Source organism: Hyphomicrobium sp. ghe19 (assembly GCF_902712875.1).
Lineage (GTDB): Bacteria > Pseudomonadota > Alphaproteobacteria > Rhizobiales > Hyphomicrobiaceae > Hyphomicrobium_B.
Map to the genome: position 1 here is coordinate 1380427 of NZ_LR743509.1, position 15774 is coordinate 1396200.

At 57.9% G+C, this 15774-nt stretch carries 17 protein-coding genes; 6 read left to right on the plus strand and 11 right to left on the minus strand.

All coding sequences use genetic code 11. From position 1 onward, the window contains the following. Nucleotides 1-32: 32 nt before the first annotated feature. Nucleotides 33-971, plus strand: a complete 939-nt coding sequence (locus tag AACL53_RS06485) for a hypothetical protein (RefSeq protein ID WP_339083668.1) — start codon at nt 33-35, stop codon at nt 969-971. Between the two features lie 7 nt (nt 972-978). Here AACL53_RS06485 and AACL53_RS06490 read toward each other — a convergent pair whose 3' ends face one another. From AACL53_RS06490 to AACL53_RS06520, 7 genes are all read right to left on the minus strand, one after another. Further along, nucleotides 979-1245 (minus strand): acyl carrier protein, encoded by a 267-nt coding sequence (locus AACL53_RS06490; protein ID WP_339083670.1) that lies wholly within the window; start codon nt 1243-1245, stop codon nt 979-981. Nucleotides 1246-1404: 159 nt separating this feature from the next. Further along, nucleotides 1405-2514 (minus strand): NAD(P)/FAD-dependent oxidoreductase, encoded by a 1110-nt coding sequence (locus tag AACL53_RS06495; RefSeq protein WP_339083672.1) that lies wholly within the window; start codon nt 2512-2514, stop codon nt 1405-1407. After that, the gene (locus AACL53_RS06500) at nt 2511-3890 is read right to left on the minus strand and encodes an NAD(P)/FAD-dependent oxidoreductase (RefSeq protein ID WP_339083674.1); all 1380 of its coding nucleotides are present in this window, start codon (nt 3888-3890) and stop codon (nt 2511-2513) included. The genes AACL53_RS06495 and AACL53_RS06500 overlap by 4 nt, the downstream gene beginning before the upstream one ends. Continuing rightward, nucleotides 3887-4699, minus strand: coding sequence for a choline kinase family protein (locus AACL53_RS06505; protein ID WP_339083676.1), 813 nt, complete (start codon nt 4697-4699; stop codon nt 3887-3889). The genes AACL53_RS06500 and AACL53_RS06505 overlap by 4 nt, the downstream gene beginning before the upstream one ends. After that, on the minus strand, nt 4696-5526 hold the full coding sequence (locus AACL53_RS06510; RefSeq protein ID WP_339083678.1) for a carbohydrate ABC transporter permease: 831 nt from the start codon (nt 5524-5526) through the stop codon (nt 4696-4698). The genes AACL53_RS06505 and AACL53_RS06510 overlap by 4 nt, the downstream gene beginning before the upstream one ends. Beyond that, nucleotides 5516-6346: a sugar ABC transporter permease gene (locus AACL53_RS06515; protein ID WP_339083679.1), complete on the minus strand. Its 831-nt coding sequence runs from the start codon at nt 6344-6346 to the stop codon at nt 5516-5518. Before AACL53_RS06515 ends, AACL53_RS06510 begins: the two co-directional genes overlap by 11 nt. A gap of 58 nt (nt 6347-6404) precedes the next feature. After that, nucleotides 6405-7178 carry a DeoR/GlpR family DNA-binding transcription regulator gene (locus AACL53_RS06520; protein WP_339083680.1) on the minus strand — a complete coding sequence of 258 codons (774 nt, stop codon included), beginning with the start codon at nt 7176-7178 and terminating at the stop codon, nt 6405-6407. A gap of 127 nt (nt 7179-7305) precedes the next feature. Here AACL53_RS06520 and AACL53_RS06525 point away from each other — a divergent pair, with 127 nt between their 5' ends. Both AACL53_RS06525 and AACL53_RS06530 read left to right on the plus strand, forming a co-directional pair. Next, nucleotides 7306-8607 (plus strand): ABC transporter substrate-binding protein, encoded by a 1302-nt coding sequence (locus AACL53_RS06525; RefSeq protein WP_339083681.1) that lies wholly within the window; start codon nt 7306-7308, stop codon nt 8605-8607. Between the two features lie 41 nt (nt 8608-8648). Further along, nucleotides 8649-9713: an ABC transporter ATP-binding protein gene (locus AACL53_RS06530; protein WP_339083682.1), complete on the plus strand. Its 1065-nt coding sequence runs from the start codon at nt 8649-8651 to the stop codon at nt 9711-9713. A 34-nt stretch (nt 9714-9747) separates the two neighbouring features. On the opposite strand, the gene AACL53_RS06535 is transcribed toward AACL53_RS06530, so the two are convergent. The 3 genes from AACL53_RS06535 to AACL53_RS06545 all read right to left on the minus strand — a co-directional run bounded on the left by AACL53_RS06535 (nt 9748) and on the right by AACL53_RS06545 (nt 11768). Next, complete coding sequence (locus AACL53_RS06535) at nt 9748-10104, minus strand: cytochrome c (protein WP_339083683.1); 357 nt, start codon at nt 10102-10104, stop codon at nt 9748-9750. Between the two features lie 68 nt (nt 10105-10172). Further along, nucleotides 10173-10991, minus strand: coding sequence for a universal stress protein (locus AACL53_RS06540; RefSeq protein ID WP_339083685.1), 819 nt, complete (start codon nt 10989-10991; stop codon nt 10173-10175). Nucleotides 10992-11081: 90 nt separating this feature from the next. Then, the gene (locus tag AACL53_RS06545; protein ID WP_339083686.1) at nt 11082-11768 is read right to left on the minus strand and encodes a Crp/Fnr family transcriptional regulator; all 687 of its coding nucleotides are present in this window, start codon (nt 11766-11768) and stop codon (nt 11082-11084) included. Nucleotides 11769-11894: 126 nt separating this feature from the next. On the opposite strand from AACL53_RS06545, the gene AACL53_RS06550 reads away from it, so the two are divergent. Next, the gene (locus AACL53_RS06550) at nt 11895-12611 is read left to right on the plus strand and encodes a response regulator (protein ID WP_339083687.1); all 717 of its coding nucleotides are present in this window, start codon (nt 11895-11897) and stop codon (nt 12609-12611) included. A 4-nt stretch (nt 12612-12615) separates the two neighbouring features. On the opposite strand, the gene AACL53_RS06555 is transcribed toward AACL53_RS06550, so the two are convergent. Next, on the minus strand, nt 12616-14526 hold the full coding sequence (locus AACL53_RS06555) for a PAS domain-containing sensor histidine kinase (RefSeq protein ID WP_339083688.1): 1911 nt from the start codon (nt 14524-14526) through the stop codon (nt 12616-12618). A 188-nt stretch (nt 14527-14714) separates the two neighbouring features. Here AACL53_RS06555 and AACL53_RS06560 point away from each other — a divergent pair, with 188 nt between their 5' ends. Together AACL53_RS06560 and AACL53_RS06565 are read left to right on the plus strand one after the other, a co-directional pair. Then, complete coding sequence (locus AACL53_RS06560; protein WP_339083689.1) at nt 14715-15248, plus strand: hypothetical protein; 534 nt, start codon at nt 14715-14717, stop codon at nt 15246-15248. Between the two features lie 37 nt (nt 15249-15285). Beyond that, nucleotides 15286-15735, plus strand: a complete 450-nt coding sequence (locus AACL53_RS06565; RefSeq protein WP_339083690.1) for a host attachment protein — start codon at nt 15286-15288, stop codon at nt 15733-15735. Nucleotides 15736-15774: the final 39 nt, after the last annotated feature.

Below are 15774 nucleotides of genomic sequence, written 5' to 3' on the forward strand. Positions count from 1 at the left end.
CGAAATAGATACAGGCTTGGGGAAGTCGTGACATGAAATCTGTGCAGGATGCAGCGATTGCGAAGGCGATCATCCTGTCTCCAGATTTCGGCACCTACTCCATGGCAAATCGCTACCGCGAGCTGGCGGAGCGGACGCACCTCGATTTTTCGTCAGCCATCAAATTGTTAGATTGCTTGCCCGTATTTATCGATGGTGACGTTCATCAGAGAGTCCGCAAGGCCATGGCCAAGCAGATCTCAAAAACCAAGGATTGCCAATTTTCCTCCAGTCGGGAAATTCTGGCTATCCTATTCGAGCGGGTCTTCCGCCAAAATACGCGGATAGAATTGGTCGAGGAATTTTCTCGGCCGCTATGGCGGGCGATTTCCGCGTCCATTGTGCCGAGGAACAGCGAAACACTAGACCTCGTCGAAGAGATTCCGGCTCTGTTCAGTCCGATCTTATCCATACGGGAAAGAATCAGGATCAGCGATAGAATCGGAGATTATCTAAGCGCAGATCCGGAAGAAGGGGATGACCGGCTTATCCTTCTCTGTCTCGCTGCATTGGGGGCGAGGCCGTTTGTCGGGACATTGAGCTTGTCGCTCTACGAGATTTTTAAAGAAAATCCCGGAGCGCGCATGCGCGATCTCGTTTGGCCGCAACTCTATCCATCAAGCTCGCTTCGTTTCGTGGATCGAATTTGTGGAAATGAAGCAGCGGTCGTCGCCAACTTCGAGTTTCGTCCGGGTGAGCGGGTGAGGTGCTTGACGCAGAGTGCAGAGTATTCGAGCGAGGAGAACACGCGTGCTCTGTTTGGATTCGGAGCGCACACGTGTTTGGGAAAGTCGATTTCGGAAAAGGTGTGGGGGCTTGTGGTTGAGACGTTTTCTCAAAGTGATCTGAGGGCGGAACCTCTCACGATCACGATGAGTCCTCACGACGACCCATTCCTGATGCCAGTGCAAATTCATATTGCGCTGACCTGAAGCAAATCTACGCTGGTTGGCGGAGCCCTGCTTTCATCTCGGCGAGGTGTTCCGAAAGCTGTGCTATCGTCAACGTATTTGGGAAGTTGACGATCTCGATGTTCATCCCGAGCGCATCCTCGATATCCATGGCGAGCTGCAACGTATCGAGGCTGTCGAGATCCAGTGATCGTAGCGTTATGAATTGGGCATTCGTCACGGTTAAGTCTGAAGCCTTTTCTGGGCTCAACTTCCGCAATTTGTCGATCACTACAGAGATTACGTCTGGGTTCATCTGCCCCCGCTGAACTTGATCTGAGTGCGGAGCATTGATTTGTGAGGAGGGGGAGCACAAGGGATATTTGTGCAACAGTGCGGGCTAACCGCAGCTGCGAGCTGGGATGTTCACAGACTTTCTGTGCGCGACGTGCGCTTGCGGCGAATTTCGAAGGATTTACCGCTCGTAGGCGTTTCGAAATCGGGCGGGCCGCCAATGATGGGCAAGTCCCGACGGTTCGGAGAGTGAATGATCCCAATGCTGCGGAACGCGCGTTTTGGCGATCTTTCTTGGTCCGCGGGCTTGTTCGGTCGGGATTTTCCCAGCAATAGCCAGAGCGGCCATGGCTCCGGCGCGCTTGCCTTCGAGGGCCGCGAAGCCGCTCGTCTCGACCCCACGGAGAACGTTTCCAGCTGCGAAAACACCGGGAAGGCTCGTGCGCATGGCCTGATCGACGATCGGTCCTTTGGTCAGGGGGTCGATCAACATCGGCCCCTTCGCGAGCGCCACTGTCTCGGGGATCCATCCGGCTGAGAAGAGGACGCCATCGCAAGCAATATAGCGTGTGACACCGCCTTGCCGAATCCTCACAGCTTCGACGCGTTCACTGGTGCCGACGATTGCAGCGATCTCGCTGTTTAAACGGATGCCGATCCCGAGCGCCCGGGCAAGCCAACCCGCTGCAGCGTAGGATTGCACACTTTCCTCGGCGCCAACCAATGCAACGACGCGGATGCCGGCGTGCCGTGCCGTCAGAATAGCGGAGAAAGACACGTGCTCGGTTCCAACAACGACGAGGCGCCGCAATGAGGATGGCAGCCTTACATTTCGATGTACCAATTGCTGGAGCAGGCCGGTTGTCAGGATGCCTTGCGGCGGCCGCACACCTGGCACGACGCGGTTGCCCCGATTGGCTTCGCGGATGCCTGTGGCGACAATGACGACCTGAGGCTCCAGTCGGGCATAGCCGAACTCGGGCCCCATCACCTCGCATACCGGCCCGTTCTCGAGTGAGAGCAACGTCGTGCCCATGCTGATCCGCACAGGCGTGCCTTGAAGCTGTCCCAGCATTTTCCTTGCAAACGCTGGGCCGGAATATGGCCAGCGGGCATACTCGAGCCCGAAGCCCGGGTGGTGACAGAAGCGGGGCAAGCCGCCCGGGCTGTCGTCGCGATCGATAACGAGCACGTCGCTTATGCCTGAACGAGTGAGTTCAGCCGCGGCTGCCAAGCCCGCGGGTCCGGCTCCGACAATCAAGACGCGCGGATTTCCGATTGCCGCTGTCATGGTTTCGATCTTTCGTCGAACATCGCTTGCACGCGTGCTCCGCAGTAGAAGCCCTGGCATCTGCCAAACATCGCGCGGGTGCGCCGCTTCAATCCTTTGATCGTTTGCGGAGGGACGGGAGACGCGAGGGCATCGCGGACCTCGCCAACGCTGATACACTCGCAGTGGCAGAGCATTTCGGCGTAGGCAGGATCGGCGCCGCTGCGCTCGCCGTTCTTCCGCAATCGGTTTGACGGTTCCGACAAGTCCGGCACGCTGACGGGCCTGTGACTGTCTTTGTGGCTGACATCGAAAACGTGCGGAACGATCAGGCCAATGACATGCTCGGCGATGCCGAGTGCGCCGGAAAAGCCCGTCGATCGAATACCGGCAACTGTGAGCCAGTCGTGATCGAAGCGCGGAATGATCCGATAATCGCTGTAGTTCGTGGCAGGTCGCATGCCGGCATAGGCCGTGTTCACCGGGATGGCTGTGAGGCCCGGAACCATGGTCGCCATCGCTTCCTTGAGGAGCTTTATGCCGTCAACGGTCGTTGCGCGGTCGTCGCGATCATCCACGTCTTCGGCTGTCGGCCCGACAATGACGTTGCCGAAAATCGTCGGAGAGATGAGGATGCCGCGACCCTTGGGCGTGGGGGTCGGCATCGCGATCACGTCGTGAATCGCGCGCGCGGCTTTGTCGAGCACCAGATATTGGCCACGCCGGGGGCGCATCTCAAAATCATTGTACCCCGCTAGCGCTTCGACGATGTCGGCACGCAGGCCGGACGCATTGATCACCAGCCTCGCGCGAACGACGTTCCTGCGTTCGCTGTGCAGGGCCCAGCCATTCTGGAGGCGATCGACAGACTGAACCGGCCAAGAATGATGGAACTCGACGCCGTTCGTGACCGCGTCCAGGACGTAGGCGTAAGGAGTCGAGAATGGATCGGCAATCCCTTCTTCGGGAGCCCACAGAGCCAGCCGAATCCCGGGGCCGAAATTCGGCCAGCGGTCGTAGATTTCGGCGGACTCCAGCCTGTGAAAATCTTGGTGCCCAAGCGCGCGAACTCGCTCGAATTCTTCTTCGAGGATCGCGCACTGCTCATCGCTCCAGGCGAGAGTCAGCGCGCCGACTTTGCGCATCGGCAAACCGAGAGCCGGTGCTTCCTCGAGATAGCGGGCATAGCCGCGCTGAACCAGGCGATACTCCAGGCTATCGGGAGCGATCTCTATGCCCGACGTCATCAGCGCCGAGTTGCCTTTGCTCGATTCATCTCCGAAATCGGGTCGCGCTTCGAGTAATGCGACCTTGAGCTTAAATCGCGAAAGATCGCGCGCGATGGCGGTGCCGACGACTCCTGCGCCGATCACAACGATATCGAAGTCGGATGTCATAGTCCGATCTCCAGCAGGCGCTGCCGGCAAAGGCTCGTGTATTCGATCAAATCTCCAAGCTCGTCCGTGTGCCGCGCCTGAACGAGGCACCAAAGATATTCGCGTATGATCTGCGCTTCGCGCATTGCAGCCAGTAGACCGAGTGAATAGGAGCCATAGGCGTCCAGGAGTGTTGAGGTCCGGCGCTCATCGAGATCGAAATTCGCGATGACAGATGCAAGATCCGTTTCAGGCGCGCCGCGGCCCGCGTATTCCCAGTCGACGACTTGCAGGACGCCGGCGCTTTCGATGAAATTTTCGGGGATCAGATCGGCGTGGACGAGGCAAAGCGGTTCGCCTGCGGGCATCGCCGAAAGCCTCGTTGCGAGGTGCCGACGTTCGATTGCGAGACAAGAGTCTGGAAGCATATCCAGATAAAGCAGTGCGGCGTCTCTCGGCGAGAATGCGGGCAGACCTTCCGCGGGAATCTGGTGCAGGCGACGCAACAGCGCCGCGATCGCCACGAGATGACGATCCTCGATTTGGTGTTTGTGGAGTGTCGTACCGTCAATGAAGCCGGTTACGAGCAGCCCATCGCGCGCATAAACGAGTGGCGGCGTTATCTCTGCAGCGGCCGCAAGCGTCACGGCGTGACGCTCAATCTGCCGGTCGATCCGGTGATGCGGCAAGTCTTCGCCGATGCGCGCAAAGTATGAGCGTTCGCCGTCGTGAACCGCGAAGTTCCGGTTCGTGCGGCCTCCCGTAATAGGCGCAATACGCGGCGGCGCCGACCAGAGCGGCAGCGCTTCTAACATTTCGATTTCGCTCATCCCTTCACCGCGCCAAAAGTCAGACCGCGCGCCATGTAACGCGACAGGGAGAATGCAAGAAAGAAGACGGGAACCAGGACGACTGTGCCGAGCGCCAGTGCGGGTCCCCAGAGAATGCCGCGATGGGTAAGGGCCAGCCCGACCACCGGCGGCAAGGGCCGCAGCTTGCCGCCAACCATCGTGTTCGCGATCAGAAATTCGTTCCAAGTGAATATGAAGACGAACAGGCCGATGCAGACGAGCCCTGAAACCGATAGCGGCAGGATCGTGCGCCAAAGAATGCCAAACGGGCTGCATCCGTCGACACTTGCCGCTTCGTCTATCTCGCGGGGAATTTCGTCGACGAACGACTTCATCACCAAGATGGCGAAGGGCAGTTGAAACGACGTGTTGAGAAGGATCAGCACCAGATACGTGTCGTACAATCCGACCTGTCTCAGGAGGACGAACAACGGCACGATCGATGCGATCGGCGGGATCATCTTGAGGCTGAGCAGATTGTAGGTGACGGCATCCTTGCGCCAGACAGGAAAGCGAGAGAGCCCGTATGCCGCGGGTAGGGCGAGCAGCAAGGTAAGAAGCGTTGTCGCCACGCTGATAATGACACTGTTGGCGAGATGGCGTTCGACAGCCCAGTTGGCCAGGATGAATCGCCAGTGATCCAAGGTGGGATTGAAGAACCAGACCGGGCTTGGAGACAGCAGATCGGCATCGGACTTGAACGAGCCCAGAACCATCCATGCGAGCGGGAATAGAAACAAAGCCACGAGCATGACGTTGGCTGCAATCATCAGCCACTCGGCACCGAGCTTACTTTTAGTGCGCACCGGCGAAGCCTTTCTTGAATAGAACCCTGATCACGACAAACGCAACGATCAGGACCAAGAAGGACGCGGCCGACGCGGATGCGACGTTGAGGTTCATAAGTCCTTCGCGCTGAATGAAGAGTGTCATGAGGTCCGTCGACAGTGCGGGGCCGCCTTTGGTCAGCACAAATACGCTGTCGAAGGTCGCGATTGCGAACATGAGACGGAATACCAAGGCGACGGCGATGATCGGGGCCATCAGCGGGAGCGTGATGCCGAAGAGCACGTGCCGGCGTTTTGCTCCGTCGATCTCAGCGGCTTCGAACAAATCTGCGGGGAGGCCTTCGAGACCCGCCAAAAGGATGAGGAACATGAAGGGCGTCCATTGCCATACGTCCATTGCGATGATGGAGACGACCGCCATCGTCGTGTCCGAGAGCCAGTGCACGTCGCCGAGTCCAATCGCCGAACCCGCATGAACAATGATGCCGAAATCGCTGTTGAGCATCAGCTTCCAAATGAGTCCAACACTCACGGGCGTTGCCATAACAGGAAGCATCAGTAGCGCGCGCATGATCGGGTGCTGGCCGCGCATTTTCTTGAACGACAGCGCGAGCGCAAAGCCGACCACAAACTCCAATCCGACCGCCGTGACAAGAAAGACAGCAGTGACGGCAAGCGAATGTCGAAAGATATCGTTCGTGAGCGAGAGCCAGTATGTTTCAAACCCCACATAGCGCCAAACAGGGCTTGTCAAACGCAGGTCGGTGAAGCTCGCCCAAAGAGAATAGAAGAGCGGGTAAATGGTGAGCGCGGTAATGAAAAGGAGCGCTGGCGCCAAGAACGCCATTCCTTTCCACGCGTCATTGGATCGTTTGATTGCTGGCCTGGACATGACGTTACTTGGTCTCGATGACGCGCAGTCCGGTGGCGACCAGTTCGCGAACTGATGCCGACGGGCCTGTGATGAGTTTGGAAATTTTCGACAACGGAACCGCCGTTACGCGCTCGCGGGCATTCAGTTTGCGAGCCGTCGCCACGACGATCGTCGCTTTGGACTGGCTCATCATTTTCTGCGCAAGCCCCGCGTCGTGCGGATCGGCAAATGCCAATCCACATTCGACGCTCACGGCGTCCGCGGAGATGATGGCGAAGTCTGCGTTGATTTGAGCCGTCATTGCTTCGGTGAAGTGACCGCTCGTTGCAAGCGACGTCGTTCGGACGAAGCCGCCAAGCAAACACGAGGTGACGGCCCGATTTTCCGCGAGCTTCGTCGCAACATTCACGGCTGGCGTCGCCACGAATAATTCAGTTCCCGCGGACACGATTGCTCTTGCGACCGCCATGATCGTGGAGCCATCATTCATAAAGAGCGTGCTTTTCGGCGGGATGAGGCGGACAACGGCCTCAGCGATGCGCTGCTTTTCCTCGATGTCCTGCAATTCGCGCTGGGCAAAATCCTGGTCGGCCATGCGCACGTCTTGAAGCGCCGCGCCGCCGTGGGTTCGTGACAGCGCGCCATCGGCTTCGAGTGCTGCGAGATCGCGGCGTATCGTGGCTGGCGACGCGGACAGGATTACGCAAAGCTCCTCCACCGATACGGTTTCGCGAGCCAGCATCAGTCGAAGGAGTTCTGCGCGTCGTCCGGAGGGGTTTCGCTTGTCGCATTTCATGATGAAAAGTCGCTCACTCCATGCGGGGAAGTCAATCACTAACAATCATTCTATTGCGTTTTGTGATTGATTGCCATTAGTCTCTCGTCTCGGGGCGGAGATTTCGGCAACGGAGGACGGAAAGATCATGATGTGGAATCGGGGCATCGGACTGGCTGCGACGGCACTGGCGGGCGTTCTCGCGTTTTCGCCCCTGAGTTCTGCCGAGGCGAAAGAGATCCGCGTTATTGCGACGGGCGAAGCGTACGGATCGGCGATGAAGGCGGCTGCCGACGTGTTCAAGCAGCGCACCGGAATTGAAGTGAAGATCGATCAGCTGCCATACGCCGATGCCTATAACAAAGAAGTGTTGCTCGGCACTGCCGGCTCCGACGAATACGACATCATGGTGCTGGACTGCATCTGGCTACCGATCTTCGTGAAAAACAATTGGGTGCAGCCTTTCGAGCCGCTCGAGGCGAAGGCCTCGACGAAAATCGATTGGAAGGGGTTTTTCCCGGGCATTGTCGACAGCTACAACGTCTTCGACGGCAAACACTACGCGGCGCCGGTCGATTTCTTCATCGAGGTGCTTGGTTACCGAAAAGATCTGCTTGAAAAAGCGGGCCTCACCGAGCCTCCGAAAACATGGGACCAATTCCGGGACTATGCCGCCAAGCTCAACGCGCCAGAGTCTGAAGTTTACGGCGTCGCGACCATGCCAGCCGAGCAAGACGGCGCCTATTCGGAATGGACGGTCCGTTTGGCTGGACTGAAAATGCCGCCGAACGCCAACCAGTTCGTGTGGGACAAAGATTTCAAGTCGACGGTCGCGCACGAGGGTAATGGCAAAAAGGCACTCGACCGTTGGCTCGAGATCAAGCCTTACACGGCGCCGGGTGCTGCTGCGATGGGTTACGCCGAGGCCATCAATGCCTTTGCGCAGGGCCAAGCGGCCATGCACATCAATTGGTACTCCTTCTTCTCAGACATCGAAACTCCAGCCACCAGCAAGGTTATTGGCAAGGTGGGTTATGCGTTGCCTCCGCGCGAGACGCTCGATGGCCCGCGCCGCGACTACCTCGGCGGATTCCAGATTGCCATCAGTGCCAAGGCTCAGGAACCGGATCTCGCTTACCAGTTCATCAGTTTCGTCACGAGCGACGAAGGTCAAGAGATCATGCTGGAAAACGGTGCGCCCGGAGCCTACCGCACGCAAGTCTACGACAATGCGAAGTGGCTCGCGCGCTATCCGTTCCTGGCGCCTATCAAGACTGCCGAGGTTCTTCTGCCTCTGACGGCCGATCTCGCGGAATATGTCGAGATGCAACGGACTGTCTATGATCAGATCTCTGCGGCATGGGTCGGTAAAAAGAATTCGGAAGAGGCGATGAACGCCGCGCACAGTAGCCTCGATGATTTGCTGAAGCAGCTCAAGTATCAGAAGTGAGCGCCCAGAAAATCGGATAGCGCATGTATCAAGATACCTCCATGACCGACATTGTCCTCCGTAAGGTCACCAAACGCTTCGGCGATTTGGTCGTCCTGCCTGAACTCGATCTTACCATTCGAAGCGGCGAATTCACTGTGCTGCTCGGACCGTCGGGTTGCGGCAAGACAACTCTGATGCGGATCATTGCCGGACTCGAGGAGGTAACGAGCGGTGAAATCGTCATTTCCGGACAGGACGTGACGCACACGCGCGCCAGCGAACGCGACGTTGCGATGGTGTTCCAGAGCTATGCGCTCTATCCCCATCTCAGCGTCGCGCACAATTTGGGATTCCCGCTCAAGGTCCGCGGTGAGGCTTCCGGCGTCATCGACGCCAAGGTCAAGAAGGTCGCGGCCTTGCTCGGACTCACGGCGTTGCTTCAGCGGAAGCCGAAGCAATTGTCAGGCGGGCAGCGCCAACGCGTGGCGCTGGGCCGCGCAATCATCCGTGAGCCCCGCATTTTTCTATTCGACGAGCCCCTATCAAATCTCGACGCGAACATGCGTGAAGGCGTGCGCTCGGAGCTGATCCGGTTTCATGCGGACGTCCGTAAGACAATCGTCTATGTGACCCACGATCAGGTGGAGGCGATGACGATGGCGCAGCGCATCGTCGTCATGCACGAAGGGGTCATTCAGCAGATCGGGACGGCGAAGGAGGTCTACAAGAAGCCGGCGAATACGTTCGTCGCTGGCTTCGTCGGAAGCCCCGGCATGAACCTCGTGCCGGCAGCGGAAATTGGACAGCCTATCATTGGGCAGGATTTTTCCGGCCGCAGAGAACACGTTCTTCGATCTGCCGGACGCGCCGCCTTGATCGGATGCAGGCCAGAGAACGTGCGCCTCGGCTCCAGATCAGCTAGCGGCTTCGCGTTCACGGCGAAAATTCTATCGCTCCAGCCGCTGGGCGCATCGATGATGGTCGACCTCGAGACGGCGGGCAGCAGGATCGTCGCCTTGACCGAGTGGCGGGACAACAACTTGGAGCCAGGGCAGGCGATCGACGTTTGCTTTCCGCTTGAAGACGTCTGCTACTTCAATGAGGCCGGTGCACGCTTCGATTGATGTGCGCGACAAGCGGGGCGATGCGCATAAGCCATCACTGAGATGCTTGGCGTTTCAAGCTGATAATGTAGGCGATCACGTCATCGCGGTTTTGCTTCGAAAGGATGAAGTTCGGCATTGTCGGATGAGCGGTATCCAGCCATGCCGAAAGCGCGAGGCCCGTCATTCCCGATGTATTTGCCACGCTTGTGAAACTGGGTGCGCCGGCATTCGGCGATAGCACCTCATTTTCCTTGACGGCGTGGCATTCTGAGCAATGATCCAACGCGAATATGCGCCCGATGTCGGCGTTGCCGGGCTCCCCCGCGTGTGCCTTTGCCGGTGTGAAGAGCGCCAGGGTCATGGCAAGCACGTAATGCGATTTTGTCCCGGTTGAGACTCTGCTCGTCATGATTTTACCCATCAAAATGAGAAGCGCGGTGATCCCGAACAAGTCGCGTCGCATTCGCTAGAGGTGCGCTAATGGGCAAGTAACACCGGCACCTTTGTATGTTGCAGGACATCTCGCGAGACGCCGCCCAAAATGAACTCTCGAAATCTTGAATGCCCGTAGATACCCATGACAATGAGATCTTGATACGTGCGCCGCGTATGCACCAGAAGCCGATTGGCAACGGACAGATCATCCTGAGCAACCGTTTCGGTCTCAGCATGAACGCCGTGGCGCAACAGCGAGGAAGCGAGTTCATCGCTTGATGTTCGGTTGCTTCCGTCGGATGGGGTGTCGCCGTTCTCCGTCACCGTCAAAATGCGAACGCGCTGAGCGTTTGTCAGAATCGGCAATGCATCGAATGCAGCGCGTGCGGCTTCTTTGGTCGGCTTCCAGGCGATGGTGACGTCTTTGCCTATTTGCTCAAACTCACCTTCCTGCGGAACGACGAGAGTGGGCCGGCCGCTTTCGAGCGCGACGCGTTCCGGGACGTCGTCAATCCAGGGATTTTGTCCTCCCTGACTAACGATGACTAAATCGGCTGTGCGTGCATGATCAATGACGGCATCGGCAACATTAGCATCGAAGCTTGAATCGTCTGTTCGCCATTCGTGCGTGATGTTGTCCGCTTGTTTGATCTTGGCATCAAAAACTAGCTTGATACGCCGTTCCTGTTCACGATAGCTGGCAAGCTGATCTTCCATCCACGTCACTGCAAATGGGCCCACGAGATCAGGCGGGGGAGTAGCCGACGGCATCACGTAAAGGCCGATGATATGCGCTCCGCCATTACGCGCTAAAGTGGCGGCCGTCCTTATAAGGTGTGGGACGCGCTTTTCGTCGTTCAAGTGCAGCAGCATCGTCCGGTATGGCATAGTGAAAACTCCAGCTCGCAATATTTCGGCTGTAGCCAGGCAGAAGCAGCAGCTTATCTTCCATCAGCCGGCGATCTCTTCAAGACGATTGGCATCAAGAATGCGAACGTCATTTCCATTTTGAATCTCGATGACGCGCATCATCCTAAGTTTCGTCAGCGTGCGGCTGACCGTCTCGATCGTCAAGCCGAGCAGATCGGCAATATCGGAGCGACGCATCGGCAGGTTAATAAGATCTTCTTCTGCGTGGCCGCCGCGGCCCTTCAATTCGATAAGAAACGAAGCAATTCGTTCCATTGCGGTGCCCTGACCGACACTGACGAGCAGCCGGCGCGCGGCCGAGAGTTCTGCTGAAACGGCGTTATAGAGCCGAAAGGCGAGGGCCGGATCGCGCGCCGCATCATGTTCGAGCTGCGATGTCGGCAGACACTTGACCTTGCAAGCGCAGGTGGCTTGCGCGTCGAAAACGTGGTCGCCGAACATTCCGAGGCCGATGTAATCGCCGGGATAGGCAAAGTCGATAATCTGGCGGCGGCCGTCGCTCAGGACCTTTGACAGAGCAATCACACCGTCTTCGATACGATAGACGTGCGTCCGCGGGTCTCCCTCGCAAAAGACATGCTCTTTCGCCTCGATGCGCCGCACGGTCCCTGAATGGAAGCCGTCGAGACCTTCAACGGGCTGGCGGTTAGGCGATCTCCGAGCGGTTTTGAAGCTCGTGGTCTGCTCGGTTTGTGGCGCGCTAAACATGTCCCGTGTATCCTTCTACCCGTCGTCCCGTTGAGGGCATATGACAGGATTAACGTGCCGGGCATTTGCGCTCAGTGTAATCAATTGTAATAGTTTGTAACCGACTGACGTTTGGAAACCCGCGTTGTGACCGAAATACTCGTTGTCGATGATGATCCCGAGATCCGAAGCTTGCTCAAGACGTGCTTCGAGCGGGAAGGTTACGACGTCATTGAAGCGCCTGACGCCCTGAACGCTCGTGCTGCGCTGGAGCGCGGCACCATCAGCCTCATAACGTTGGATCTGACGCTCGGCCGCGATGATGGTCTAAGCCTCGCGCGAGAAATCCGGGCGTCCTGCGACGTGCCGATCGTGATGCTTTCAGGCAAGGGCGATACGGTCGATCGCATCGTCGGGCTGGAGGTCGGCGCCGACGATTACATTGCGAAGCCGTTCAGTCCGCGTGAGGTTCTGGCGCGCGTGCGCGCGGTGTTGAGACGGAGGGAGGGCGGCAGTGCGCCGGCCGCCCGACCGGCATCCGCGCATGAAGTCTTCCGTTTCGGCAGTTGGACGCTCGACATAACAAGCCGTGAACTCAAGGGGCAATTGAACGAGCGTCGCGAGCTGACGACAGCTGAATTCAATTTGCTCGAGCTCTTCGTGCGGCACGCGCACCGGGTGCTGTCGCGAGACGAAATTATGGATCTCCTCAAGGGGCACGATTACTCGCCACTCGATCGCTCGATCGACGCGCTCGTCAGCCGGTTGCGCCGAAAAATCGACGACGAGACGGATGCCGAGCACATCAAATCGATCCGCGGGGTCGGGTATATGTTCGCGAGCGACGTTCGCCGGACCGCTTAGGCTGTCAGTCACGCAGCGATGCTTGGCGGGCGGCCTTCTTATCGATCGTTGCGCGCAACATGCTGGCGAGCTGTTTCTGCGTATATGGCTTGCGCAGAATTGGCCAGAAGGTGTCGGCTTCGCCCTTGCCGGCTGCTTCATCGGCGAAGCCTGTCGTTAAAATGACCGGGAGATCCGGCAGTCGGGCCGAGATCCAGGTCGCGAGTTCAATACCGGTCATTCCGCCCGGCATAATGATATCGGTGAATACTGCGCTGACCTGTTGTCCGCTTTCAAGTGCGGCCTTCGCCTCGACGCCGCTCGCACACTCGACCGTATCATAACCGAGTCGCTTGAGGCGGTTTACGGTCAACTGGCGAACGTCGCGGTTGTCCTCGACGACCAGGATGCATTCGCCGTTCGCATGTGGTTCCGTTGCGAGAGATAACGTTTCGTCGTGCTGCGCGGCCTCTTCGTCGCAACGGGGCAAATACATATTTACGGTCGTGCCGGCGCCCGGCTCGCTGTTGATCGTGATATTGCCGTTCGACTGCTTGATGAAACCATAGATCGTGCTGAGGCCAAGGCCTGTGCCGCGTCCTATCGACTTGGTCGTGAAAAAGGGTTCGAACACGCGGCTCAAAACATCCTTGCTCATGCCAATACCGTTGTCGGAAACGGAAATGCGCACATAGTCTCCGGCTCTGAGAGAATCCTCGATGCCGATCTCTCCTTCCTGGAGGACGACATTATCTGTCCGGACGGCCAAGGTGCCACCTTCCGGCATCGCATCGCGTGCGTTGATGGCGAGGTTCAAGACGGCCGCTTCGACTTCCCCGGCGTCGGCGCGGACGAGCCATAGCGGCGACGCGAATTGGGTGCGGAGCTCGATCATGTCGCCGAGCGTGCGACGGAGCAGTTCCGTCATGGTGCGCACTTGGTCGTTCAAGTTGATGACCGCGGGTGCGAGATGGCGCCGGCGTGCGAAGGTTAAGAGGCGCTTTGTGAGCCGCGCACCAGAATCCGCCGCTCGTGCTGCCCGATCAAGAAGTTCACGATCTTGCTCGCTCAAAGGCTGCTCTTCGAGAAGCTCGAGGTTGCCCGAGATGATCGTGAGCAGATTGTTGAAGTCGTGAGCGATGCCGCCGGTGAGCTGTCCGATGGCTTCAAGACGTTGCGATTTGACGGCCGCCTCTTTGTTTTTGAGCGTTTCCGTGACGTCCCGGAAGACGCTCACCCGGACACTCGGTCTCGCATGTTGATCGGCGACCTGAGTAAATATCCCTTCCGCCGGAAAAGTGCTGCCGTCTTTACGGCGTAACAGCACGGAGAGATTGAGATCCGGCGCTCGCTCAATCGATCGAGAAATATCGAATTCGATCTGGGGAAGCCTTTCGGGATCTCCAAACAAACTGGCCCATTCCATACCGGTCGCTTCGGCCTCGTCGTACCCGAATATTTTCGTTGCAGCGGGGTTGAAGAGAAGGATCTTTCCGTCGGGGGACGAGATGACGAGAGCTTCGGGAACGTGCTCGAAAACCGTCTCGAACAGACGTGACTGACGATCCACCTCATCCTGCAGCTTGGCGCGGTCGCTGAGATCGTTGATGATGCCGGAGAAGAAGCGCCGGCCGTCGACCATGAATTCGCTGACGGCCAAATGGATCGGGAAGATGCTGCCGTTCTTCCGTTGGCCTTTGACTTCGCGGCCGATGCCGATGATGCGCTTCTCTCCTGTCTTGACATGGCGGCCGATATAATCGTCGTGCTCCGTGCGATAGGGCTCGGGCATCAGCATTTTGATATTTTGGTTGAGCATTTCATCGGCGCGGTAGCCAAACATCACTTCCGTCGCCGGATTGACGCTTTGGATACGGCCGGTGTCGTCGATCGCCAGGATGGCGGAAACCGCGGAATCCAGAATCGCCTGGAGCATTGATGACCTTGAAATTATTGCTTGGCTGATCTGCACCTTACTGCCTCGGCAATCGGCAATCCAGCTGACGACGCCGGATCAGAGCGTCGCAAAATATTCGGCGTGCGGCGGCTCAGAACTGATCTCGATCAAGGTCCGAAGGGCGCAGTCGCCGCAAAATGGGCTCCGAAACTGGAGCCTTTAAGCCCTTGGCCGAACAAACAGGAACATCATACTTCGACGAGGACCATCCTGGGGCAAGGTTTCTTGCTGACCATGCCCTACAACTCGAAGTTTGCCGTGGGCTGCTCGCGCTCGCGGACGGACTACCGAAAACAGCCGACCACAATCTCACTCAACGCCTCATTGAAATATTCAACGCAGCTTGGCTAGGGCATGTCCGCTTTCAAGACGAAGTGATTTGCCCGCTTCTCAAGCGCCGGCGGGGAGAGGGGCAATGGGGATGCGCGGCGCTATTTGATCGTCAGCACAGCGAAATCCGTTTCGCCAATGATGAACTGGTGGAGACGTTTCGCGGCGCGGTGTCTTGCGGGGCGGCAAGCGATACGTTGGCGTATCTTTTGCGGCATGTTTCTGAACGCAGGCGGGATCATATCGAGGCGGAACACGTTTTACTTCTGCCGGTCTTGCGAGAGGCCATTGCTCCGATCGAACGCAAAACTTATCTCGAATGGGCCGCGGCCAATCCGTTGCCGTTTGCTGGGCTTGGACTAGACAGTTGAGTCCGGAAAATTTTTGAGCTTCAGGGAATTTGCGGAAATGAAGCCGACACGTACCTGGATCCTTATCGCAGACGGCGCTCATGCGCGGATGCTTGAGGCCCTCGGCAAGGGGCATGGCCTTCATGAAGTGGCGGGAACGGAAACCCGGCTGCATATTCCGCCGAGCCATCTTTTGGGAAGAGCAGAACCAGGGCGGGTTCATGAATCGGTCGGCTACACGCGGCACGCCATCGAACCCAGAAGCGACCCGCACGATTCTCTGGAGGTTCAGTTCGCCGATCAGCTTGCCGATCACCTGCGCCAGTACGTGGAGATCAACGCTTTTGACAGGCTCGTGATCGTGGCGCCACCTACAATGCTTGGCTATCTCCGCAAGCGCTTGGCAACGGAAGTTGCCTCGAAGGTGATCGCCGAGGTCGACAAGGACCTGACGAAGGTACCTAACGGCGACATCGCTTCCCACCTCGAAAATGTTGTTTACCTATAGGCGTTAGATAAGCCTTTTGAATGCGCCAAATCCGGCGCG

Bases quoted from the DNA above. Each gene is read 5' to 3' on its own strand.
- AACL53_RS06535 (WP_339083683.1), bottom strand. From the start codon at position 10,104: ATGACGAGCAGAGTCTCAACCGGGACAAAATCGCATTACGTGCTTGCC.
- AACL53_RS06565 (WP_339083690.1), top strand. From the start codon at position 15,286: ATGAAGCCGACACGTACCTGGATCCTTATCGCAGACGGCGCTCATGCG.
- AACL53_RS06555 (WP_339083688.1), bottom strand. From the start codon at position 14,526: ATGCTCCAGGCGATTCTGGATTCCGCGGTTTCCGCCATCCTGGCGATC.
- AACL53_RS06500 (WP_339083674.1), bottom strand. From the start codon at position 3,890: ATGACATCCGACTTCGATATCGTTGTGATCGGCGCAGGAGTCGTCGGC.
- AACL53_RS06545 (WP_339083686.1), bottom strand. From the start codon at position 11,768: ATGTTTAGCGCGCCACAAACCGAGCAGACCACGAGCTTCAAAACCGCT.
- AACL53_RS06490 (WP_339083670.1), bottom strand. From the start codon at position 1,245: ATGAACCCAGACGTAATCTCTGTAGTGATCGACAAATTGCGGAAGTTG.
- AACL53_RS06485 (WP_339083668.1), top strand. From the start codon at position 33: ATGAAATCTGTGCAGGATGCAGCGATTGCGAAGGCGATCATCCTGTCT.
- AACL53_RS06520 (WP_339083680.1), bottom strand. From the start codon at position 7,178: ATGAAATGCGACAAGCGAAACCCCTCCGGACGACGCGCAGAACTCCTT.
- AACL53_RS06495 (WP_339083672.1), bottom strand. From the start codon at position 2,514: ATGACAGCGGCAATCGGAAATCCGCGCGTCTTGATTGTCGGAGCCGGA.
- AACL53_RS06525 (WP_339083681.1), top strand. From the start codon at position 7,306: ATGATGTGGAATCGGGGCATCGGACTGGCTGCGACGGCACTGGCGGGC.
- AACL53_RS06530 (WP_339083682.1), top strand. From the start codon at position 8,649: ATGACCGACATTGTCCTCCGTAAGGTCACCAAACGCTTCGGCGATTTG.
- AACL53_RS06505 (WP_339083676.1), bottom strand. From the start codon at position 4,699: ATGAGCGAAATCGAAATGTTAGAAGCGCTGCCGCTCTGGTCGGCGCCG.